Raw genomic sequence first — 21,259 nt, 5'->3', positions numbered from 1 at the left:
TTCACTCAGTCGCGCACGCCCTGCAGCCAGCCCGGGGCCGGGTCCGCAGGCACGTGGATCCGGGCCTTGATGTGCTTGAGCTGCACCACCAGGGTGAAACTCATCAGCACCAGCAGGCTCCAGGCGCTCCACTTGCTGACGTGCACCGTCGCCCAGGCGCCCAGTTGGTTCGGGTAGCGCCACAGGCCCAGGAAGGTGCCCAGGTTCTCGGCCAGCCAGATGAAGAAACCGATCAGCACCAGGGCCAGCGGCAGCGGCATGCGCAGGTCCCGCTGCCAGGGGCGGAAAACCACGGTCGAGCGTGCATAGAGCCCCAGGGCCAGGGCGGCCAGATGCCAGCGCCAGTCGCCGATGAAGTGCTGAGTGAAGAAGTTGAGGTACAGCGCCGCTGCCACCAGCGCGGCCATCCAGTAGGGTGGATGGTGCAGGATGCGCAAGTCGAAGAGCCGCCAGGCCTGGATGATGTAGCTGCCCACCGCGGCGTACATGAAGCCGGAGAACAGCGGTACGCCAAAGAGCTTGGTAAAGGCCGGCTCGGGATAGCTCCAGGAACCGATGGCCGATGAGGTCTTGAACAGTTCCAGCGCCAGGCCCAGCAGATGGAAGGCCGCGATGGCCTTGATCTCGTCTGCGCTTTCCAGGCCCAGGCGCCAGAGGATCCACTGCAGGCCCAGGGCGATGATCAGCAGCAGGTCGTAGCGCGGCAGCCCCAGCCCCCCGCCGCGCGGCACCAGGAAGACGGCCAGGAAGAAGAGGCCGGCGAAGACGCAGGCCTGCGCCTCCTTGCGAGTGAAATGCCAGAGCTCCAGGGCTGGCACGCGCCAGCCCTCAGCGCTCATCCGTGCGGGACTCCAGGGCCTTGATCTTCACGCCCAGCAGGGAACGCACCAGCTTGAGCTCATCCTGCGCCTGGATGTGCATGTCGGGCAGATTGGGCGCGGTCATGGTGATGTTGGCGGTGTAGCGCAGCGTGGCCTCCGTCCAGGGAAAGCTGCTGCGCTGGACGGAGAAGTCGGCGAACTCGGTGTGCACCGAGGCGTCCATCAGTACGTAGGCGGCCGAGGCGTGCCGGAAGTAGTCGCAGAGCTCCGCCTTGCCCCCCTCGACCTCCCAGTGGCCCTTGCGCTCCTCGGCCCAGAGGGAGACCTCGACGTCGTCCGTGTAGGCATCGCAGGCTTTGGAATCGCCGGCATAGATCTGCATCTGATGACGCATGACCCAGGGAATCAGGCGAGACTGCGAGAACACCTGCTGGCCGTGCAAGAACCAGGCCGCAAGCAGGAACAGCGGCCAGAACAGTTTCTTCAAGGGGATCCTCCTCAGGCAATCCTTGGGCATTTTTTGTGGATGGCGAGGCCTGCCCATGCCATGACGGCCCCGCTGCGGCCCGCATGGTAGCGGGTCTCAGGCCCCGGGCGGCTCGCTCCCAGGCGTCTGCAGCGGCGCCAGCCCCTGCGCACAGCGCGGGCACAGGCAGGCCTGCATGCGCAGCGCGGGCGGCACGCGGGCCAGGGCCTCGGGGCTCACGGGCGTGGTGCGGCACCAGCAGTCGCCCTCGAAGCTGCCGGTGCGGGCCGGCGTGCATTCATTGCTGCCGCCGCACAGGGGGCAGCGGGTGTTGGGCAGGGGCTTCATAGCGGGATCCATCGCGAGGCCCGGCGGCGCAGGCGATCATCCAGGGCCTCGCCCTCGAAGCTCACCTCGGCACGCTGCAGCAGGGCCGCATCGACGCCGTCGAAGGCATTGACGCTGACCACCGCATAACGGCGGCCGTCGATCTCGCTGCTGACCCAGGGCGCGACGCCGCAGCGTGCGCAGAGGTGGAAGTCGGCCGTGCGAGTCTCGAAGGCATAGCGGATCACGTCCTCGGGGTGTTCGACCTGCAGGCTCAGCTGCGCCCCGGGATGGGCCGTCCACACCCCACCATGCTTGCGGCAGAAGCTGCAGCCGCAGGCGCGCGCGGGGATGGGCAGGGCATCGTCGGGCCACTGCAGGCGAAAGCGCAGATTCTGGCAATGGCAGCTGCCGTGGATCAGCATGGCGAGGGCACTCCTTCAGGCATGGTGTCAGCGCTTGGCCGGGGAGGACACCGGCAGCGGCGCGCGCCGCGGCGGCGACTGCCCCGGGCATGGGTCGAAGCCGACCTCGGCCTCGTACAGCGCCTCCAGCCGGTCGGCCTCGGCGGACTCGGCCTGGTCCAGGGGACGATAGTAGCGCCCGTAGCCCCAGCCATAGGCCCAGCGGAAGGGCGTGGGCCACCAGGCGCTGCCGCCGATGCGCACGCCGCGGAACATGGTCGCGGCCCGGGCCGGGTCGTCCGTGCGCTCCTGCACGCAGGCGCGCAGGGCCTCGTCGGCGCGCAGGCGTTCGGCCTCGCTGCCTCCGCGCCAGTAGGCCCGGTCATGGGCGACGCAGCAGGCGCACCAGTCCTGGCCCCTCGCCACTGAGCGGTCGGGGTAAAGGCTGCAGCCGTCGGTACTGAAGGGACGCAGGGTGTTCGGCGAGGCACAGCCGCCCAACAGGACGACGAAGCCGGCCAGCACGGCCGCGGGCCATCCGGCAGCGCGCGTCATGCGTTCCCCTTTCGCTTCCGGAGAAAGACCACGCCTCCGATCACCAGGGACACCACCAGAAAGACGGAGCCCACGAAGCGCGTCCCGAAGACCGAATCCCGGTGACGTGACAGGGCCGCCTCGCGCAGCAGCTGTTCCGGCAGCACGCTGAGGCCTGCGGTCGAGAGCGCCCATACCCGGCCGCGCGCGTCCAGGCGCAGCTCCAGCGGGCTGTCGGGCGGCAGCTGCAGCAGGGCCTGCAGCGCAGTCGGCGGCAACCGGGCCACGTCCCGGACCTCGGCCTCCACCGGCTGCCCCTCGGGGGCGCGCAAGGCCAGCAGCACCCGGGCGGGCCGCGAACGGGTTTCATCGGCAGGTCTGACCGTCAGCACCGGCGCCTCGACGAGCGTGTAGCGCCCCGGCTGCAGGCGGAGCTCGGCCAGCGGATCAGCACCGGCCAGATGCAGGGACAGGCCCCAGCCCAGCAGCCCCAGGGCGGCGGATGCTGCCGCCATGGTCTGCAGTGGAGAGAGCGCACGCGTGCGAGCAAGGGGCAAGGACCGGTCTCCGTGTGCGGGTCAGAAGCTCGAGCCCGGCTGCCGCAGAAAGGCCTGCTCCTCGGGCGTCGACACGCGCCCCAGGATGGCATTGCGATGGGGGTAGCGGCCGAAGCGGTCGATGATGGCCTTGTGGCGCAGCTCGAAGTCATGGCTGTTGCCCGGCGCCCATTGGGCGAACAGCCGATCGGCTTGCTCATGGATGCGGCGCGACTCGCTGTGCATGAAGGGCATCAGCAGAAAGCTCCGCTGTTCTTCCGGCAGCACTTGCAGCGCGCCGGACGCCAGGGCCTCCTGCGCCAGGCCAAGCGCCAGCGGGTCCTGGGCGAAGGCGCGCGGCGTGCCGCGGAAGATGTTGCGCGAGAACTGGTCCAGCACGATCACCTCGGCCAGACGGCCCTGGGGCGTGCGGCGCCAGTCCTGCAGCTCGGCCTGCGCGGCCTGCTCCAGAAGGGGCAGAAAACGCTCGCGCAGCTGCGCATCGAAGGCGGGATCGACGACCCACCACTGGCGGGGTTCGATGTCATGAAACCAGAACTGCAGGACCTGCTGGTGCATTTGATGGCTCCTCTGCTGACGGCGTCTGGGCCCCCTGCGCTCAGCGCAGCGACTCCAGCAAGGCATCCAGGACAAGAATGAACAGGATCACGCCGAGCACCGCCCCCAGGCCAGCCAGGAGCGGGCGGCCCCAGCCGCGCCGCGGGTATTGGCGCCCGTAGAGTGCCGCCACGCGCGTGACCTGCGCCTTGGCCGTCGCGTAGTACCAGCCGATGAGCAGCGGCAGCCCGACCGCATGCCCCAGCGCATCCAGCAGGCGGCTCTGCGGCAGTACCACCAGGGCCAGCGTCACGCCGAAGATGGCGACGGCCATGCCGACGGCCCACAGCTTGGCATCGAATGCCTTCGTGGTCTCGCCCATCGCCTGCCAGTTCTTCATCTGCAGGACGGCGCCGAAGACCGGGCTGAGCAGCAGACTCCACCCGACTGCGGCTCCGGGGTTCCAGAGCCGGGGCGGTGTCAGCAGCGGGGCAGCCTGCGCTGCGGCAGCGGGAGCTGCTTGTGTATCCATCCTTGTGTCCTTTGTCGGCATGTTCATTGGCCCGGTTCCTGACCCGCCCGAGGAATTGCCGGGCCGCGCAGCCACTGCCACAGCGCGCCCGCCAGCATGGACAGGGGCAGGCCGATGGGTGCCAGGAACCAGAGGGCGAAGGCCGCGCTGTAGAGGCCCGCCTCCAGCCCCGGCCGCGCCGAGCCGTGCAGGAAGGTGAAGCCGAACAGGCAGCCATAGGCAAAGGGCACGGCAAAGAGCAGGCCGGTCCCCACGGCGAGGCCGCCCATTGCGGCACGTCGATAGCGCGAGCGCCAGAGGCGCCAGCCCAGCCAGACGGAGCCCGCCAGCAGCATTGCCAGGATGATCAGGTACATCGCACGCCTCCCGGCCCTCCACGGCCCAGAACTCCAGGTTCCGGCGATGCGGCCGCAGGCAACGCCCCCTCAGGCCTGAGCGACTGGGCGGCCGTCATGGCTCGCGGCCAGCGCCCGCCGCAGCCAGACCCGGCCGCTCGGCCAGCACCGCGGTGCCGCTGGCCGTGACCATCAGCAGGCTGCCCTGTGGCCCCACCGTTTCGTAGTCCAGCTTCACACCGACGACGGCGTTGCCGCCCAGCTCCATGGCTTGGGTCTGCATCTGCCGCAGGGCATGGGTGCGCGCCTGAGCGAGGTTTCTCTCGTAGCCGCCGACACGACCGCCGAAGCGGTCCCGGAAATCGGCAACCATGTCGCGGAACATGTTCGTGCCCAGGATCACCTCGCCGGTGACGATGCCCAGATAGCGGCTGATGGCCGCCCCCTCGATCCCTGGTGTGGTGGTGGTGATCATTTCCTGCCCTCGCCTGTTGCGAGCCCCCGTGGCGGGCTCGTTCTACTGCCTTCTCTTGAGGCTGCGGGCAGCATGGTAGCGGAAGGGCCGACACCGGATGCTCAAGCCGGGCAGTGCTCCGTGCCCGCCCCCGGGTGATGAGCAGCAGGCGGCTGGGCGCGGGCACCATGGCCGTGTACCAGCATCCGCGCGGCACGACCACGGCCCCGCGGTCCTTGAGCCGGATGGGTTGAAGGTCGTCGGCCGGCACGAGGAGCATCGCCACCTCACCTTCAAGCAGACAGACGAATTCGCCACCGCCGGGATGGAGCTCCCAGCGGGATCCGCCTGCGCTGGAGCAGAACTCGGAAACGGGCCAGGTCCAGGGCGTCCAGTGCCTCGCGGGGGGCCTCGCCCAGAAGTCCGACCCATGACATGGCCTCGATGGCTCCCTGCGCTTGCAGCCGGGTATCGGTGGATTCTGGATCGATGGACATGTCCGGCGTCCCTCGGGCCTGGCGGATGGCAACGATGCAAGAGCCGTCCAGGGGCGCACAGGCCCGATACTGCCCGGGCGCACAACGCACGTCCACCCAAGCCTTGCCTGCCCCGTTGAGGGCAGGGCGTGACGGTCGCATACACGCATTCAGTCCTGGAGAAGAACCATGAACCACAGAAGACAGCTGCTGCAAGCCAGCCTTGCCACCGCCCTGCTGGGCATCCTGACCCGCCCGGCTTTCGCCGACCGCGACGATGGTGACTACAAGATCCTGCAGGCCCGCTACGGCACGGCCGATCGCAATGTGGACGTCACGCCCCGCCTGCGCGAGCTGGCCCGCGAGGACCGCCGCGTGCGCATCACCAACGATCTCTTCGGCGTTGACCCGGCACCAGGCCATCGCAAGACCCTGCGCATCATCGCGCAGGGTCCGGACGGCGGGACCCGCACCTTCGACTACGAAGAGTTCAGCCACATCGACGGCAACCAGTTCATCGGCTGGGGCCGCGGCAACTGGGGCCACGAGCGCTGGGAGGGCGGCTGGAACGCTGACCCCGAGGTGCCTCGCCGCAACGGGGACGATGGCGACTACCAGATCCTCCAGGCCCGCTACGGCACCGCCGAGCGCAATATGGACGTGACCCATCGCCTCAAGGAGCTGGCACGCAACGATGCCCGCGTGCGCATCACCAACGACCTCTTCGGCGCCGACCCCGACCCCGGCCGCCGCAAGACCCTGCGCATCTATGCCCGTGGTCGCGGTGGCGATGTGCGGACCTTCGAGTACGAGGAGTTCAGCCACATCGACGGCCATCAGTTCACCGGCTGGGGCGGCGGCAACTGGGGCGATGACAACTGGCGCGGCGGCTGGCACGGCCGCGAGGAGCGCGGCAACCTGCGCATCCTGCGAGCCACCTACGGCGCCAGCGGCCGCGACTGGGACATCACCGCCCGCCTGCGCAAGCTGGTCCGCAATGGCCAGAGCCTGGAGGTCCATGTGGACAACCAGCTCGGCGGCGGCGACCCCTACCCCGGCCAGCGCAAGATCCTCATCGTGAGCTACAGCATCGGCAACGGGCCCGCGCAGGAGGTCCGCGTGGGCGAACGCGACACTTTGCGCCTGCCCTGACCAAGCCCCGGACTCAGGCGGGCCACCACGCCGGGCCCGCCCGCCTTGCCAGCATCCACCCGCCCCTCCCCACGGAGCGCCTCGCAACAGCGCCTGCGGCGCCACCCCGGCGCCTGCCGGCTGCGAGTCCTGCCCGAACCAGCCTGCACTGGCCGGATTCCCCGCGGTCAGCCACCCGCTTCCCGTGAGCGCTTTCACGTCAGCGACCGCCCGCGACTGACAGCATCCTCTTGACAACTGACCGACGGTCATTTCAAATTCAACCATCAACTGACCGTTGGTCATTTAAGCAAGGAGCAAGTGATGAGCAAGTCGCGCGAATGGACCGGCCAGTGGGCTCTGGTGACTGGCGCCTCCAGCGGTTTCGGTGTGGACTTCGCCACCCTGCTGGCCGAGCAGGGCGTGAATCTGGTGCTGGCGGCGCGGCGCACCGAGCCCATGGAGGCCCTGGCGGCGCAACTGCGGGCCCGGCATGGTGTCGAGGTGGTGGTGGAAGGCGTGGACCTGGCCCAGCCAGGCGCCGGCAGCGCGCTGAAGCGCCGTCTGGATGGGCATGGCATTCCTGTCGACATCCTCATCAACAACGCCGGCTATGGTCTCTATGGCCCCTTGCTGGCGCAGCCCCTGGACCGCACGCTTGACATGCTGCAGCTCAACACCGCCAGCCTCACCGAGCTGACCCACGTCTTCGGTGCCGACATGGCCCGGCGCGGTCACGGCCACATCCTGCTGGTGGCCAGCATCGGCGGCTACCAGGCCACGCCCACCTACGCGGCCTATGCAGCCAGCAAGGCCTATGTGCTGCTCTTCGGCGAGGCCCTCAACGCCGAGTTGGCGCCGCGGGGCGTGAAGGTGAGCGTGCTGTCGCCAGGCATCACCGCCACCAACTTCCTGGCGGTCTCCGGCCAGCGGCCCACGCTCTACCAGCGCCTGCTGATGATGAAGTCCCGCCCGGTGGCTGCCCTGGGCTTGCGGGCGCTGAAGGCCGGCACGCCCAGCGTGGTGCCGGGCCTGGGCAACAAGCTGACCGTCTGGAGCGCCCGGCTGGTGCCGCGCCGCGTGCAGACCTGGATGGCCCATCGGCTGATGGCGAACTGAGTCGCCGCTCGCCTCACCTGGCCTGGCCGGGTGCGTGCCCCCAGGGGCGCCCGGCTACCATGGGACCTCTTGCATCGTCCCCTTACACACGCCTGCAGCAGCCCCCCAGCCATGAGCACCCTTCTCCTCCTCGGCAGCACCGGCCTGGTCGGCCGGCAACTGCTGGCCCTGGCCTTGGCGGACCCTGCGGTGAGCCAGGTGGTGGCACCCACGCGCCGGCCCCTGTCTGCGCAGGCGCGGTTGCTCAATCCCCTGGTCGACTTCGAGCGCTTGCCGGCCGATGCGCCCTGGTGGCATGCCGATGCCGTGCTCTGCGCCCTTGGCACCACGCTACGCCTGGCAGGCTCGGCCGAGGCCTTTCGCCGGGTAGACCACGACTACGTCCTGGAGGCCTGCCGACTGGCGCACCAGGCGGGCACGCGGCGCTGCGGCTTGGTGTCCTCCCTGGGAGCTGACGCTGGCAGCCGCGGGCTGTACCTGCGCGTCAAAGGCGAGACCGAGCGCGACCTCCAGGCCCTGGGCTTTGAGTCGCTGAGCTGCGTCCGCCCCTCCTTGCTGGACGGAGGTCCGAGGCCGGACCATCGCCCTGGAGAGACCCTGGCCCTGGCCCTGAGCCGAGGCCTGATGCCCCTGCTGCCACGGCGCTGGCGGCCAGTCCGGACTGAGCGCGTGGTGCAAGCCCTGTACCAAGCCGTGCGCGAGGGCCGGCCGGGGCTGCACTTGATCCCTTCGGAGGCCCTGCAGGCATGAGCAAGACCCCTGACGCAGCTCCCGCCGCTCGGCTGCAAAAGGCCCGCGCCCTGGACGGCGAAGACAAGGCCGTCCGACGTGCCGACATCCTGGCCGCCGCCCGCGCCCTCTTCATCGCTGACAGCCGGCAGTTGCCCTCGGCCGCCCAGATTGCGCAGGCGGCTGGGCTGGCCAAGGGCACGGTGTACCTCTACTTCAAGACCAAGGAAGAGATCTTCGTCGCCCTGCTGGCCGAGGACTTCGCCGGCCTGCTGCAGGAGGTGCATGCAGCCTTCCGCGAAGCCGAGCCCGCGCAGGTGCTGCCGCGCTTCGTCGAGCGCTTCGCCGCCTACCTCGACGCCCGTCCCGAGCTGCTGCGCCTGGACGCCATGGCCTACAGCGTGCTGGAGCAAAACCTCAGCGAGGCGCAGTTGCGTGGCTTCAAGCTGGAGCTGGTGCGGGGGCTGGTGGCGGCAGGCGCCGTGATCGATGGCGCCCTGGGCCTGCCCGCCGGGCGCGGTGTGGCCCTGCTGCTGCGCAGCTACGCCCTGACCCGAGGTCTGTGGCAGACCCTGGACTATCCGCCGCAGCTGCGGGCGCTGCTGAGCGAGCCCGTCTTCGCGCCGATCCGTCCGGCCTTCCCGCAGGAGCTGAAGGAGGCCCTGACGGAATACCTGCGCGGCGCACTGTCGGAGACCCGCCCGCCGCGCTGAGGGCATACGGCGTTCACCAGGCCTTGACCGGCTTGTCCGTGACTGTCGCAATGCGCGCGGCCGCAATGGAGGCGTCGACGTCATTGCAGGAGCCGCTCACGCTGACATCGTTGAAACAGCCCCCACCTGCAGGACCACGGCCCAGTGCTCCGGCATGTCCTCATGGTCGCGGTGATGCACCACGACGACCTGCACCACGACGACCTGCACGATGTCGTCGAAGCTCACCACGAGGCGCCCTGCGTTCGTCACCGCCCACCGACGGCGGTCAAAGCTCAGCAGGCTGCAGCCCTGGATCACGAGCAAGGACTCATCCGCCGTCAGAAGCTCCAGCGGCCGGGCGCCAGGCAAGGGGCGCTGGGCCCAGCCCAGGCGTTCAAGAGAAGCATCCATCATGGTCGGCAGGGTAGCGCCCCGCCTCGCCGCACTGGAGAACGTCGCAGGGGGCATCGCCTCCCGCAGGCCGGATGCTGACGCCTACGCTGCGCGCTCTCGCGTCCGACCCGCCTGGGGACGGCGGGACACGGCCACTTGCGTCGCGGCGCCGGGACGGTAACAGTCGGTGAAATCAGCGCAATCCATCGCGGTCTGCGTCGCGCTGAGGCATAGTCCGCCCCTCGCCGCAGCTCGGGGCCTCTTCGTCTGGCTAGGATGTCGGGGCCTGGGTGCGGGAGGCGGGCCGGACGCCTGATTCTGCAGACCCGGCCGCACAGAAATCCGCACAGTGACCCGCGAGTTCCCCAGGCACTTGCCCGCGCAGTTGCATGGGAAACTGCCCACGCCCCCGCTTGCCCCGCCTGCTGGCGCACCAACGGAGACCCCCCATGAGCCTCACCCGCCCCCGCCTTTTCACCCTGGCCTCGGCCTGCGCCCTGACCTGCGCCTTGACCCTCGTCCCTGCCCGCGCCGACATCGTGGTCGGCCAGACCATAGGCGTCACCGGCCAAGCTGCTGCCACGGTCAAGGAGGCGCTCAATGGCGCCCAGTTGTGGATCGATCACGTCAACGCCCAGGGCGGCATCAAGGGCGAGAAGATCCAGTTGTTGACACTGGACGACGAGTTCGACGTGCAGAAGGCGGCCGCCAACGCCCGCGTGCTCATAGAGCAGAAAAAGGCCGTGGTGCTGTTCATGAACCGCGGCACACCGCACACCGAGGCCATCTTGCCGCTGCTGCAGCAGCATGGCATCGCCCTGGTGGCGCCTTCCACGGGCGCCATGCTGCTGCACAACCCGGTGCAGCGCTACATCTTCAATGTGCGAGCGCCCTACCAGCGCGAAGCCGAGAAGGCCATCGAGCATCTGCACTCCACGGGCACCACCCGCATTGCCGTGGTACATGTGGATGACTCCTTCGGACGGGATGCCCTGGAAGGCGCCTCCAAGGGCTTTGCCAAGGCCCGGCTTCAGCCGGTGGCCGTGCTCAAGGCAGATCGCGAGAAGCCCGCCTATGCCAGCCTCGTGCCCGCACTGGTGAAGGCCGAGGCCCAGGCAGTGCTGTGGGTAGGCTCCAGCCTGGTCGTGGCGGAGGGCATCAAGGCCTTGCGCGCCGCAGGCTCCAGTGCCCAGGTGCTCACGCTGTCCAACAATGCCTCCGCCGGTTTTGTCCGGCAGTTGGGCGACGCGAGCCGGGGCGTCATCGTGAGCCAGGTGTTCCCCGGCGAACGCGCGGTCAAGTATCCGCTGGTGCAGGAAGCCCTGAAGCTGGCCAAGGCCAAGGGCTACGAGGAACTCACGCCCGCCATGCTGGAGGGCTTTGCCGCCGCCAAGGTGCTGGCCGAGGCCCTGCGCCAGGCGGCACCGCAGTTCACCCGCGAGAAAGTGCTCGCCGCACTGGAGGGCCTGCGCAAGTTCGACCTGGGCGGCCTGGAGGTCAGCTACGGCCCCGGCGACCACAGCGGCTTGGACTTTGCGGATCTGGCCATCATCGGAGCAGATGGGCGCTTCGTGCGCTGAGCGTGCCGGTTGTCTCCAGGGTCGAAACGGAGCGTCAAGCCCTGGGGGCTGCCCGGATCTGCCGGGCTCATCCGACCCGGGCACCGGGCGCGCAGGCTTAGCCCGGCCGGCGTCCCCGCTTGCCTACGGCCACAACCTTGCCGAAGGCACCGAGTGTGGTCAGCTCATGCCGATGCCGGGTGAGCGACAGCACGCCGAAGCTCTGGTAGCGCAAGTCCGGGACCGCCCGCTCCTGCGCATCGAAACCCGCGGCCACGGGATGGCCAGCCGCGATGGCCGCGCGCAAGGTCTCGCGGTGCTGGGTTTCGTCGGGATTGAGCAGCAGCGCCGCAGGCAGCATCAGGCTGGGGAGCCCCCAGTTCCAGAGCTTGCGCCAGCGCCGGGCCCCGGCTGCGCCCGGCGCACTCATGGCCGGCATCCCCAAAGGCTGGCGGGCGCTCTGAGCCTACTGCAGGCGCGACGCACAGCTCAGCCCAGCGCGGAGCCCCAGCTGCTCCAGGCCCGCGCGGTCCCCCCGCTGCGCCATGTTCTTGAGCCGCTCGACGTCGGAAGTCGAAACGTCAGCCACGCAGTCACAAAAGCTGCGGAACTTGGCTGGCTGGGTCGAGGCGATACGCCTGAGCGTGGCATCCCCCTTGGCCGCCACGTTGGTGGCGCAACTGGAGATGATGGCCTGGCGCATCTCGGACACCGTCACATTGCCGGACAGCGAGGCGCTCGAGGACAGCGTGGGCAGTGCAGAAGAGGTCCAGCGCAAGTCCAACTGGCCACCCTGGGTCGCCTCTGGGCAGGGCTGGGACTGGTAAGCCGTCTTGCCGCTGCTGTCGGTGCATTTGTAGACCTGGGCGCTGGCGGACAAGGGCAGGAAGAGGCCCAGCAGGACGGCGGCGGCGAGACGCCAGGACAAAGGGGGGAGTGGTTGGTGCAGCATAAAGGACAGCAAGGACGCCCGGTCATGCCTTGACCAGCCGCGTTTCATGAGGCCGGATTGTCACGCGGAAACCGCGGCACGTCCTGGGCAGAAGCACCCATCCGATGGGGGATGGTGGATGAGGTTGCCGACGCTGCACGGCCCGTTGGGCCGTCCATCCTCTGCGCGCGGCCCATCAGTGAGAGAGGCGCTCCTCTGATGCAGTGGACATGACCCAGCCCCTGGTGAAGGCGCTGGGCCCCGAAGCGTGAAAGCCTCGGATGGAATGGCCGCACATCACGAAGGCGCTGCGTACTTCGGTGGGCGCGGCGCCCTCCGTTCGCCAGCTGAGGATGGCCTATGGCTTGCTACGGAGTCGGCGAACAAACGTTCACCTGAGGGGACCACACATCATCATCCACACTGCCCCACATAGCCGCAGGCCGTGCAGAAATCGCAGCCGTCCTTGTGGATCATGGTGGCATTGCCGCACTCCGGGCAAGGCTTGCCGGCCATGGCCGGGATGCTGGCACCTCCAGCGCTGAGCTTGGGCGCGGGAGCCTGCAGCAGGCCCATCTCGACCAGGGGCATGCCCTGCTCGTCAAGAATGCCCAGCATGGCGTAGCGGTGGATCACCAGCCGAGCCACATAGGCCACGGTGGAGGGCCAGATCTGCTGGCGACGCTCACCACTGAGGGTAGGCACGGGCGCCATGAAGTGGCCCAGGGGCTCTCCCACGTTCAGCAGCTTGCGCAGCTTCATGCCTATCCAGGCGGGGTCCATCACGCGCATGTCCAGGGACAGCAGACGGGCCATGCCATCGAGCGCCTTCGGGTAGTTGCCCGAGAAACCCATCGCGCAGGGCCGGGTGAGGTGGCCACCGTCCGGCGTGGGCAGGGTCACCTCCTTGAGCGTGAGGGTGAACTGCTCGCCGGTGGCGGGGTTGTCCACGTCCACGGCCCAGGCCAGCGTGCCCATGGTGCTGGTGCGGGGCTCCTCTCGGCTGAACATGGCGTCCAGCACGGGCGTGGGGCCACCTTCCTGCAGGGCCCCCAGTTGCTCGCAACGCCAGCGGATCACGGCCGCAGTGGCGGCAACCACGCCGGGGAAGAGGCGGCGCTCACCGCCCGGCGGGACGGGCATTTCGAAGGCACGTTCCTCGGCCACCGTGGCCAGGGCGTCGAGCTTGAGGCGCAGCCAGGCGGCGTCGTTGGTGCGCAGATCCATGGACAGGGTCTTGGCCACGGCGGACAGCCCGCGCGGCTGCTCGGCGCCATTCACCCACACCTCGAAAGGCAGGTTCTTGCCGAAGAGCCCGGCATCCGGGCCCTCGACCGGCAGCTCGCCCACGAAGAGGGCGAAGTCGCCGTGAGGATGGCGGATCATGTAGCTCCAGGCCGGATTGCCGTTGGGCAGCTCAGGCCGGCTGGGCCAGCGCAGCGACGCCAGCACGGCATTGGGCAGGCGCTCAAGGCGCAGGCGGCGGTTGGTGCCGTCTTCCTCGGCCACCGGCTTGAGCGGCTCGGGCGTGGCCGCCGGCTCGACGCTCAGCACCGAGCCCAGCACGCTGTTGGGCCGGTAGGTAGCCAGGCCCTTGAGCCCGCTCTTCCAGGCCTGGGTGTAGAGGTCCTGGAAGTCGGCATACGGGTAGTCAGCCGGCACGTTCACCGTCTTGGAGATGGCGGTGTCCACATAGGGCGCAACCGCTGCCACCATGGCGGCGTGGTCAGCTGCCGACAGCTCCAGCGCCGTCACGAAGGCGTCCGACAGCGGCGCGTCCTTGCCGAAGAGGTGGCGGTACAGGCGCCAGGCGTGGTCCTCGACCGCGTACTCCTTGAAGCTGCCGTCATGCATGCGCTTCTTGCGGGTGTAGCTCCAGCTGAAAGCGGGCTCGATGCCATTGGAGGCATTGTCTGCAAAGGCCAGGCTGATGGTGCCGGTAGGCGCGATGGACAGCAAGTGCGAGTTGCGCAGGCCTTGCGCGCGGATCTTGTCCTTCAGCCCCTGTGGCAGGCGCGAGGCGAAGTTGCCACCCGAGAGGTACAGATCCGCGTTGAACAGCGGAAAGGCGCCCCGCTCCACGGCCAGGTCGGCGCTGGCATCGTAGGCGGCATTGCGCATGACCTCGCTGATGTGCCGCGCCATCTCGCGGGCGGCCTCGCTGTCATAGCGCAGATTGAGCATGACCAGGGCATCGCCCAGGCCAGTGAAGCCCAGGCCCACGCGGCGCTTGTTGCTGGCCTCATGAGCTTGCGCCGGCAGGGGCCAGGGAGTCACGTCCAGCACGTTGTCCAGCATGCGGGTGGCCGTCTTGCAGACCTCGGCGAAGCCTTCTTCGTCAAAGCGGGCGTTGGGGCTGAAGGCGTCCTGCACGAAGAGCGTGAGATTCACGGAGCCCAGGCAGCAGCAGCCGTACGGCGGCAAAGGCTGCTCGGCACAGGGGTTGGTGGCGTCGATGCGCTCGCAGTAGTAAAGGTTGTTGTCGTTGTTGATGCGGTCCAGGAAAAGCACGCCCGGCTCGGCGTGGTCGTAGGTGGACTGCATGACCTGGTCCCACAGCTGACGGGCGCGCAGCTTGCGATAGACCCACAGGCCGTCGCCGCGCTGGTAGGCGCCGGCCTTCTTGAGCTTCTTGCCGGGCTCGGCCTTGTGGGTGAGCTCCACCTCGGCATCAGCCTCGACAGCCTCCATGAAGGCATCCGTCACGCCGATGGAGATGTTGAAGTTGCGCAGATCGCCCTGGTCCTTGGCGTGGATGAATTCCTCGATGTCCGGGTGGTCGCAGCGCAGCACGCCCATCTGGGCGCCACGGCGGGCGCCGGCCGACTCCACGGTCTCGCAGGAGCGGTCGAAGACACGCATATAGCTCACCGGGCCAGAGGCGCTGCTCTGCGTAGAGCCCACCCACGCGCCCTTGGGGCGGATGCGGGAGAAGTCATAGCCCACGCCACCGCCGCGACGCATGGTCTCGGCGGCTTCGGTGAGCGCGGTGTAGATGCCGGGCACGCCGTCATCTGACAGCGCGATGGAGTCGCCCACCGGCTGCACAAAACAGTTGATCAGTGTGGCGCTGAGTTCGGTCCCGGCGGCGGAATTGATGCGGCCGGCCGGCACGAAACCGCGGCGCTGCGCCTCCAGGAAACGGGCTTCCCACTGGGCGCGGGCCTCGGGCGCCTCAGCCTGAGCAAGGGCGCGCGCCACACGGGCACGGAGTTCGTCCAGGGTCTGCTCGTCGCCCTTGGCGTATTTCTCCAGCAGCACCTCGGCGCTGATGTCCTGGGCCGGCAGGGACGCGGCGGCGGCCAGGGGCACGAGAGAGGTGGTGGGGAGGTCGAGGGAAGCCTGGTTGGGCGGGGGCATGGAATCTCTCCGGATTTCTGATCGGTGATCGTTCGAATATGGCAGCGAATGCTCGTCGCAGGGGCTGCCTCGGGTTTTGACCCTGATCACTGAGCATGCATCCGGCCCGGGGGCCGGGCAAGCCCTAAAAACTGCTTGTGAGTGGCCACTCGCGCGGTGCGCTTTGCCGGCCCGACGCTCATCGAAAACCCCGAGCCCCCGGGGCTTGACGGACGCCCCCGCCGGGATGAGCCACCACGGCAGCGAGACGGGCTCCGATATGCCGACACCTGCCCCTAGACATACTGCCACCGACAGACCGGCGACCCCGCTGGCAGGCTTCCCTCAGGCCTGCCAGGGACAGGCCAGCCAGACGACATTCAGAAGGGGTTGTAGGACTTCTCGCGGCGGTAGTGGATGTAGCCCACACTGGCCCCCGTGCGCAGGCCCACGCCCAGGCGGATCGGAGCCAGCGTGATGCCGTCCAGGCGTTGGTAGTTGATGCCCGCACCGCCGATGTAGTAGAGGCTGCCCTCCACACCCGGGAAGCGCTGGTAAATCGCGGCGCTGTTGGGCAGGTGGTAGCACAGGGTGAAGACCTTGGACGCGTTGGCGCCGAAATCAAAGCCGATGGACGGGCCCGCCCAGTAGACGCGGCCGCCGCCGCCGCCCTTCATGATCAGCTGCCCGTCGCCGTAGCGCAGGCCCACCGTGATCGCGGCGCCGGCCTCCTCGCCCTTGATGTAGGCATTGGGCCTGCCCTGCTCCTTGAAAGCCTTTTCAATGACCTTGGCCAGGCCTTCTGTGGTGCTGCCGAAGAAGTCGGTGGCCGCCTTCAGGATGGAATCTTCGTCATAGGTGTCCTCCTTCTTGTCAGCCGCCAGGGCCAGGCCGGGTAACAGCAGGCCGGCCCCCAGGGTCCCCAGCGTCTGCAGGGCCTCGCGGCGCTCCTGGGCTGGCAAGGTTTGCAAGGGTGCAGGGTGTCGATTTCCGCTCATGAAGGCCTCCTCGGAGAACTGGATTGCGCAACAATAGCGCAGACTTTGCTGCCGGGAAAACCATCAGCCGTGCTGCACACAAACCGTGACAAAGCACCAGACCCGGCACTCCCAGCCGGGCAAGGCGCAGACCTACACTGCCCGACACAAAAGTTCAGGAGAGAGGGCACGAGATGTCCGGAGGATTACGGCTTGCCGGGCGACCCGCCGCCCCACCATCGGTCACTGCACCGCGCGCACGCACCATGAACGCAGACATGCCCAAGCTGGCCCTGGCGCTGGAATATGCTGACATCGCAGCCGGGCTCTATATCGATGGCGGCAGCGACCACGCGGCCCGCCTGCTCGCGGGCGCCGCAGAGAAGCTGCTGGGCGATCTGGGGCGTCTGGTGATGTCCTTGCCGCCCAAGGACGAGGTTCAGCACCTGCTCACCGAGGTGGCGCTGAGCCACGAGGCCCCCGAGGAACTGCCGCACAGCCACATCAGCTCCCGCAACCGCCAGCCCTCGCTCGATCGTGTCAGCGAGTTGGGCGCCCTGCTGGACAGCGAGGCGCGCCAGGAGACCAGCGCCCTGCTCCGCGCTTGCTGGTACACCCTGGAATCCCTGGGCCTGGAGGCGGTCGCCCCCGACAGGCTCGGAGAAGCCATTGAAATGAGCACGATCTACGCCCCCGATTGAGCCCGGGACCAGATCCACAGGGCCAGGCCCCTGCTAGCATGGCTTGATTGCAGTGCCACGGTCGGAGGCCGCCATGAACAAGCCCCAGGAACGCCGCCAGTTCGCACGCGTCAGCTTCGACGCACCGGCCGAGTTGGTCACCGTGGACGCCCGCCTCAGCGTGGGCGTTCTGGATCTCTCGCTCAAGGGCGCCTTGCTCAAGCTTTCCAGTACCGATCTGGTGGTCATGGGCGAACCCTGTCTGCTGTGCGTGCGCCTGGATGGCGGCGACCAGCGCATCGTGATGGGTGCCGAGGTCGCCCACCTGGAGGGAGAGCGTGCCGGCCTCATCCTGCGCAGCATAGACATCGAAAGCGTCACCCATCTGCGCCGACTCATCGAGGTCAACCTGGGTGAAGCCCATCTGCTGGAGCGCGAACTCAAGGCCCTGCTGGCTGCCTGAGCCCGGGCCTGATGAGCATGCTGCAGGGCTCTTGCCTGTGCCAGGCGGTGCGCTATGCACTGAGCAGCCCGCCCCTCTTCCTGAACCATTGCCACTGCAGCCTGTGCCGCAAACTCAGCGGCAGTGCCTTCGGCAGCTTTTTGCATGCCGATGGCCGGGGCTTTCGCTGGCTGCAAGGCCTGGCGCTGGTGCGCAGCTATGAATCATCGCCGGGCAACTGGCGCGCCTTCTGCACCCGCTGTGGAAGCCTGATGCCGGTGCTAGAGGACGAAGGCCGCCATGCCATCATTCCGGCGGGCAGCCTGGACGACGATCCCGGGCTCACGCCGCTGGTGCACATCCACTGCGCCTCGAAGGCGCCCTGGTATCCGTTGCCCGAGGATGGCCTGCCCCGCTTCGAGGCCTTCCCGCCGCCGGGCTTCTGGCCCAAGGCCTCAGGCGGCGAGGCCTGAGCCTGCGAGCCTGGCCTCACTCCTGGATGAAACGCCGCAGCCGCTCGAAGGCCGCGCCGGGGTTGTCCCGCCACACGCCGTGGCCGCAGCCAGGGAAGCGGGCCAGTTGCATGCAGCGCGTAGGCAGGGCATCTGCAATCTCCAGCGCATCCTGCAATGGGCAGACGGGGTCTTCCTCGCCAGCGACCACGAGCACGGGGCAGCGGGCGCGAGCCAGGCCAGGCAGCAGACGCATGCCCTGCATCTCTCCACGGATGAAATGCAGCAGGATGTCCAGCTTCAGCAGCGTCCGCTGCGCGGCCATGGGGTCGGTCTGCGGCGTGGCGGTGTAGAGGTCCCGGCAGGCTTCCCAGTAGGCAGCAAAGCTCAGCGGCGTGGGCTCGGTCCAAAGGGCACGCACCTTGTCGCGCACGCCCTCGCCACCGCGTCGCACAAAGCCCTCGATCTTGCGATCCAGGCCCATGTGATGCGAGGTGCTGGACAGGATGACCTTGCCCGGATGCTCCGGATGACGCTCGATGTAGCGCTGGGCCACGAAGCCTCCGAAGCTCTGTCCCAGCACGATGGGCTTGACGATGCCCAGGGCGTCGCAGAGCCGCACGATGTCGTCGGCCCAGGTGTCCAGGGTCCATTCGCTGCTGGGACGGGGGTCGCTGCGACCGTGGCCGCGATGGTCGTAATAGACGATCTGTGCCAGATCGGCCAAGGCGCCGAAGGCCGGCTTGAAGGCACTGTGGTCGAAGCCAGGTCCGCCATGCAGCAGGATCAGGGTGGGCTTCTCACGCATCCAGGCGCCATCGGGCACCAGGCCTTCTCCCTCGATGTCCACAAACAGACGGACACCGGGTTCAATCTCGATTCTCATGCTTCTCCTACTCTTCCGGGGGCGGGAGTCTATGCAAGTTCGGTGTCATCGGACGCTGGTCACACCGCACTTACATCTGCTTTCAATCCGCCCTCCGGCCTCTCATGGTTGATCCTGAGCCTTTGCTGTCGCCTGGATGACGCCAGCACGGCCTGTGCTGACCACAATGCATCTTGATCCCATCCGGATGACTGCCCCAGAGGAAACCCCGATGAACACGCGTGACACGAACACACCGGGCGCACACTACCGCATCTGCCCCCTGTGCGAAGCCTGCTGCGGTTTACAGGTGCAGACCAGCGGCAGCCGTGTCATTGGCATTCGGGGTGCCCGGGACGACCCCTTCAGCCAAGGGTTTCTCTGTCCGAAAGGCGTCGCGCTAAAGGACCTGCATGAAGATCCTGACCGCCTGCGTCAACCCATGCTCAGGCGCGACGGGCACCACGTGCCCATTGGCTGGGACCAGGCCTTCGAGGAGATCGAGCGCCGCCTGCGGCCGCTGATCGAGGCCCACGGGCCGGACGCCGTGGCCCTGAGTTTCGGCAACCCTGCCGCGCACAAGGTGGGCCTGCTGGCCTACACGCCGCGCCTGGCTCGAGCACTGGGCACGCGCAACGTCTTCTCGGCATCCACCCTCGACCAGATGCCCAAACAGCTCTCCAGCGCCTTGATGTACGGGCACTGGCTCAGCATCCCCGTGCCGGATCTGCCACGCACGGACCTGCTGGTGGTGCTGGGCGCCAACCCCATGGTCAGCAATGGCAGCCTCTGGACCGTGCCCGACTTTCGAGGCAAGGCCCAGAGACTGCGCGAGCGCGGCGGTCGCCTGATCGTCATCGACCCGCGTCGCACGGAAACCGCCGCTGTGGCGGACGAGCATCTCTTCATACGCCCAGGCAGCGACGTGTGGCTGCTGCTGGGCCTGGCCCACACGCTTTTTGACGAGGGCCTGGTGCGCAGCAGCCCGCTGGATCCCTGGATACGGGGGCTGGAAGAAGTCCGCTCCGCGGTAGCCGGCTACCCTCCAGAATCAACAGCCCGCCACTGCGGCATCGCCGCCGCCGAACAACGTCGCCTCGCTCGTCTGTTGGCCACCACGCCGCGGGCCTCTCTCTATGCGCGCATTGGCAGCTGCACACAGCGCCATGGCACGCTCAACAGCTGGCTGGTGGACGTGATCAACATTCTCTGCGGCCAGTTGGACCAGCCCGGCGGCGCCATGTTTCCCAAGGCGGCCGCCTTTGCCGTCAACACACAAGGGCGGCCCGGCAGCGGCCGTGGCGTCAGCCTGGGCCGGCGCCGGAGCCGGGTGAGCGGCGCGCCGGAGGTCTTCGGCGAGCTGCCCATGGTCTGCCTGGCCGAGGAGATCGAGACCCCCGGTGAAGGCCAGGTGCGGGCCCTGATCACGGTGGCCAGCAACCCGGTGCTCTCTGCGCCCAACGGTCCCCGCCTCGCTCGCGCCCTGGATGGCCTGGACTTCATGCTAAGCCTGGACATCTACCTCAACGAGACCACGCGCCACGCCGACCTCATCCTGCCCGCGCCTTCGCCCCTGGAGGACTTGCACTACGACATCGCCTTCGGCCAGCTCTCCTGGCGCAACCATGCGCGCTACAGCGCACCGGTCTTCCAGCGGTCTGGCGACATGCCTGAGGAATGGGAGACCCTGACCCGAATCGCGGCCCTGGCCAGTGGCGCCGACTGGCGTCAGCCCGTGGCCGAACTGGACACGGACGCCCTGCGCCAGGAGCTGCGCCATCAGCTCAAGGACGCCGACGGCGCGCAGACCGAGGCCCTGCTCACTGCGTTGACGCCGCGGATCGGGCCGGAGCGCCTGATCGACCTGGCCCTGCGCAGCGGGCCCTATGGCGACCAGTTCGGCCTCAAGCCGGATGGCCTCACGCTGGCGCGCGTGCAGGCCGCGCCCCATGGCATCGACCTGGGCGAACTGCAGTCCCGCGTGCCCGAGCTGCTGCGCACGCCCTCCGGACGCATCGAGCTGGCCCCCGCCCCTTTCATTGAAGCCCTCGCTGCGGTGGAGGACGCGCTGCCGCCGAATGCCGGACCAGACGAATTGCTCCTGATCGGCCGGCGCGACATCCGGTCCGGCAACAGCTGGATGCACAACCTGCCCGTGCTGGCCAAAGGCCCGGACCGCAGTGCACTGATCCTTCATCCAGACGATGCCCACCAGCGCGGCTTGCGCGACGGCGATCGCGCCCTGCTGAGCAATGCAGCCGGCGCGACCCTGGAGGTACTGCTGCAGATCTCTGACGAGATGATGCCCGGCGTGGCCAGCCTGCCACACGGTTGGGGCCATGAGCTGCCGGGCACGCAGCTGAGCGTGGCGCAGCTGCGCCCCGGCGCCAACCTCAACGCCCTGCTGGACGAGCGTCTGCGCGACCCGCTGTCCGGCAACGCCGTGCTCTCGGGTCAGGCAGTGACTTTGAGCGCCCTGCCCGCCTGAGCAACAGAGAGCCCGG

At 68.4% G+C, this 21,259-nt stretch carries 25 protein-coding genes; 9 read left to right on the top strand and 16 right to left on the bottom strand.

Going from position 1 to position 21,259, the window contains the following annotated elements:
- Nucleotides 1–5: 5 nt before the first annotated feature.
- From ACS5PK_RS12165 to ACS5PK_RS12120, 10 genes are all read right to left on the bottom strand, one after another.
- On the bottom strand, nt 6–839 hold the full coding sequence (locus ACS5PK_RS12165; RefSeq protein ID WP_439440508.1) for a DUF817 domain-containing protein: 834 nt from the start codon (nt 837–839) through the stop codon (nt 6–8).
- Nucleotides 829–1,308 carry a hypothetical protein gene (locus ACS5PK_RS12160; RefSeq protein WP_439440507.1) on the bottom strand — a complete coding sequence of 160 codons (480 nt, stop codon included), beginning with the start codon at nt 1,306–1,308 and terminating at the stop codon, nt 829–831. The genes ACS5PK_RS12165 and ACS5PK_RS12160 overlap by 11 nt, the downstream gene beginning before the upstream one ends.
- Nucleotides 1,309–1,404: 96 nt before the next feature.
- A complete protein-coding gene (locus ACS5PK_RS12155) occupies nt 1,405–1,635 on the bottom strand; it encodes a cysteine-rich CWC family protein (RefSeq protein WP_439440506.1) in 231 nt (76 codons plus the stop codon).
- Nucleotides 1,632–2,039 carry a GFA family protein gene (locus tag ACS5PK_RS12150; protein WP_439440505.1) on the bottom strand — a complete coding sequence of 136 codons (408 nt, stop codon included), beginning with the start codon at nt 2,037–2,039 and terminating at the stop codon, nt 1,632–1,634. The genes ACS5PK_RS12155 and ACS5PK_RS12150 overlap by 4 nt, the downstream gene beginning before the upstream one ends.
- Nucleotides 2,040–2,066: 27 nt before the next feature.
- Nucleotides 2,067–2,573, bottom strand: a complete 507-nt coding sequence (locus ACS5PK_RS12145; protein WP_439440504.1) for a hypothetical protein — start codon at nt 2,571–2,573, stop codon at nt 2,067–2,069.
- Entirely contained in the window at nt 2,570–3,067 is a 498-nt protein-coding gene (locus ACS5PK_RS12140; RefSeq protein ID WP_439440503.1) for a hypothetical protein, read from the bottom strand. Before ACS5PK_RS12140 ends, ACS5PK_RS12145 begins: the two co-directional genes overlap by 4 nt.
- A 63-nt stretch (nt 3,068–3,130) precedes the next feature.
- A complete protein-coding gene (locus ACS5PK_RS12135; RefSeq protein ID WP_439440502.1) occupies nt 3,131–3,667 on the bottom strand; it encodes a DUF924 family protein in 537 nt (178 codons plus the stop codon).
- 40 nt (nt 3,668–3,707) lie between these two features.
- On the bottom strand, nt 3,708–4,178 hold the full coding sequence (locus tag ACS5PK_RS12130; protein ID WP_439440501.1) for a hypothetical protein: 471 nt from the start codon (nt 4,176–4,178) through the stop codon (nt 3,708–3,710).
- A 23-nt stretch (nt 4,179–4,201) separates the two neighbouring features.
- Complete coding sequence (locus ACS5PK_RS12125; protein ID WP_439440500.1) at nt 4,202–4,534, bottom strand: hypothetical protein; 333 nt, start codon at nt 4,532–4,534, stop codon at nt 4,202–4,204.
- Nucleotides 4,535–4,628: 94 nt separating this feature from the next.
- The gene (locus ACS5PK_RS12120) at nt 4,629–4,988 is read right to left on the bottom strand and encodes a heavy metal-binding domain-containing protein (protein ID WP_439440499.1); all 360 of its coding nucleotides are present in this window, start codon (nt 4,986–4,988) and stop codon (nt 4,629–4,631) included.
- Nucleotides 4,989–5,632: 644 nt separating this feature from the next.
- Here ACS5PK_RS12120 and ACS5PK_RS12115 point away from each other — a divergent pair.
- The 4 genes from ACS5PK_RS12115 to ACS5PK_RS12100 all read left to right on the top strand — a co-directional run bounded on the left by ACS5PK_RS12115 (nt 5,633) and on the right by ACS5PK_RS12100 (nt 9,135).
- Entirely contained in the window at nt 5,633–6,595 is a 963-nt protein-coding gene (locus ACS5PK_RS12115; RefSeq protein ID WP_439440498.1) for a hypothetical protein, read from the top strand.
- A 303-nt stretch (nt 6,596–6,898) separates the two neighbouring features.
- Nucleotides 6,899–7,693 carry an SDR family NAD(P)-dependent oxidoreductase gene (locus tag ACS5PK_RS12110; RefSeq protein WP_439440497.1) on the top strand — a complete coding sequence of 265 codons (795 nt, stop codon included), beginning with the start codon at nt 6,899–6,901 and terminating at the stop codon, nt 7,691–7,693.
- A 111-nt stretch (nt 7,694–7,804) separates the two neighbouring features.
- Entirely contained in the window at nt 7,805–8,443 is a 639-nt protein-coding gene (locus ACS5PK_RS12105; RefSeq protein WP_439440496.1) for an NAD-dependent dehydratase, read from the top strand.
- Nucleotides 8,440–9,135, top strand: coding sequence for a TetR family transcriptional regulator (locus ACS5PK_RS12100; protein WP_439440495.1), 696 nt, complete (start codon nt 8,440–8,442; stop codon nt 9,133–9,135). Before ACS5PK_RS12105 ends, ACS5PK_RS12100 begins: the two co-directional genes overlap by 4 nt.
- 96 nt (nt 9,136–9,231) lie before the next feature.
- On the opposite strand, the gene ACS5PK_RS12095 is transcribed toward ACS5PK_RS12100, so the two are convergent.
- Complete coding sequence (locus ACS5PK_RS12095; RefSeq protein WP_439440494.1) at nt 9,232–9,531, bottom strand: hypothetical protein; 300 nt, start codon at nt 9,529–9,531, stop codon at nt 9,232–9,234.
- 428 nt (nt 9,532–9,959) lie between these two features.
- Between ACS5PK_RS12095 and ACS5PK_RS12090 the strand changes: the two genes are divergently transcribed.
- Nucleotides 9,960–11,090 carry an ABC transporter substrate-binding protein gene (locus tag ACS5PK_RS12090; protein WP_439440493.1) on the top strand — a complete coding sequence of 377 codons (1,131 nt, stop codon included), beginning with the start codon at nt 9,960–9,962 and terminating at the stop codon, nt 11,088–11,090.
- Between the two features lie 97 nt (nt 11,091–11,187).
- Here the strand turns inward: ACS5PK_RS12090 and ACS5PK_RS12085 are convergent, their stop codons facing one another.
- From ACS5PK_RS12085 to ACS5PK_RS12070, 4 genes are all read right to left on the bottom strand, one after another.
- The gene (locus ACS5PK_RS12085; RefSeq protein ID WP_439440492.1) at nt 11,188–11,499 is read right to left on the bottom strand and encodes a hypothetical protein; all 312 of its coding nucleotides are present in this window, start codon (nt 11,497–11,499) and stop codon (nt 11,188–11,190) included.
- 36 nt (nt 11,500–11,535) lie between these two features.
- Complete coding sequence (locus ACS5PK_RS12080; protein WP_439440491.1) at nt 11,536–11,997, bottom strand: DUF4124 domain-containing protein; 462 nt, start codon at nt 11,995–11,997, stop codon at nt 11,536–11,538.
- Between the two features lie 417 nt (nt 11,998–12,414).
- Nucleotides 12,415–15,360: an adenosylcobalamin-dependent ribonucleoside-diphosphate reductase gene (locus tag ACS5PK_RS12075; RefSeq protein ID WP_439440490.1), complete on the bottom strand. Its 2,946-nt coding sequence runs from the start codon at nt 15,358–15,360 to the stop codon at nt 12,415–12,417.
- Between the two features lie 359 nt (nt 15,361–15,719).
- Nucleotides 15,720–16,337: a DUF1134 domain-containing protein gene (locus ACS5PK_RS12070; protein WP_439440489.1), complete on the bottom strand. Its 618-nt coding sequence runs from the start codon at nt 16,335–16,337 to the stop codon at nt 15,720–15,722.
- A 245-nt stretch (nt 16,338–16,582) separates the two neighbouring features.
- On the opposite strand from ACS5PK_RS12070, the gene ACS5PK_RS12065 reads away from it, so the two are divergent.
- The 3 genes from ACS5PK_RS12065 (at nt 16,583) to ACS5PK_RS12055 (ending at nt 17,911) form a co-directional block, all read left to right on the top strand.
- Entirely contained in the window at nt 16,583–17,017 is a 435-nt protein-coding gene (locus ACS5PK_RS12065; protein WP_439440488.1) for a hypothetical protein, read from the top strand.
- A 73-nt stretch (nt 17,018–17,090) separates the two neighbouring features.
- Complete coding sequence (locus tag ACS5PK_RS12060) at nt 17,091–17,459, top strand: PilZ domain-containing protein (protein ID WP_439440487.1); 369 nt, start codon at nt 17,091–17,093, stop codon at nt 17,457–17,459.
- Nucleotides 17,460–17,470: 11 nt separating this feature from the next.
- Nucleotides 17,471–17,911, top strand: a complete 441-nt coding sequence (locus ACS5PK_RS12055) for a GFA family protein (protein WP_439440486.1) — start codon at nt 17,471–17,473, stop codon at nt 17,909–17,911.
- 16 nt (nt 17,912–17,927) lie between these two features.
- Here the strand turns inward: ACS5PK_RS12055 and ACS5PK_RS12050 are convergent, their stop codons facing one another.
- Nucleotides 17,928–18,776 carry an alpha/beta fold hydrolase gene (locus ACS5PK_RS12050; protein WP_439440485.1) on the bottom strand — a complete coding sequence of 283 codons (849 nt, stop codon included), beginning with the start codon at nt 18,774–18,776 and terminating at the stop codon, nt 17,928–17,930.
- Between the two features lie 166 nt (nt 18,777–18,942).
- On the opposite strand from ACS5PK_RS12050, the gene ACS5PK_RS12045 reads away from it, so the two are divergent.
- Nucleotides 18,943–21,243: a molybdopterin-dependent oxidoreductase gene (locus ACS5PK_RS12045; RefSeq protein WP_439440484.1), complete on the top strand. Its 2,301-nt coding sequence runs from the start codon at nt 18,943–18,945 to the stop codon at nt 21,241–21,243.
- Nucleotides 21,244–21,259: the final 16 nt, after the last annotated feature.

This window comes from Roseateles sp. DB2, assembly GCF_051857535.1.
In the GTDB taxonomy this organism is placed as follows: Bacteria; Pseudomonadota; Gammaproteobacteria; order Burkholderiales; family Burkholderiaceae_C; genus Roseateles_B.
This window is presented reverse-complemented; position numbering and strand designations above follow the sequence as displayed.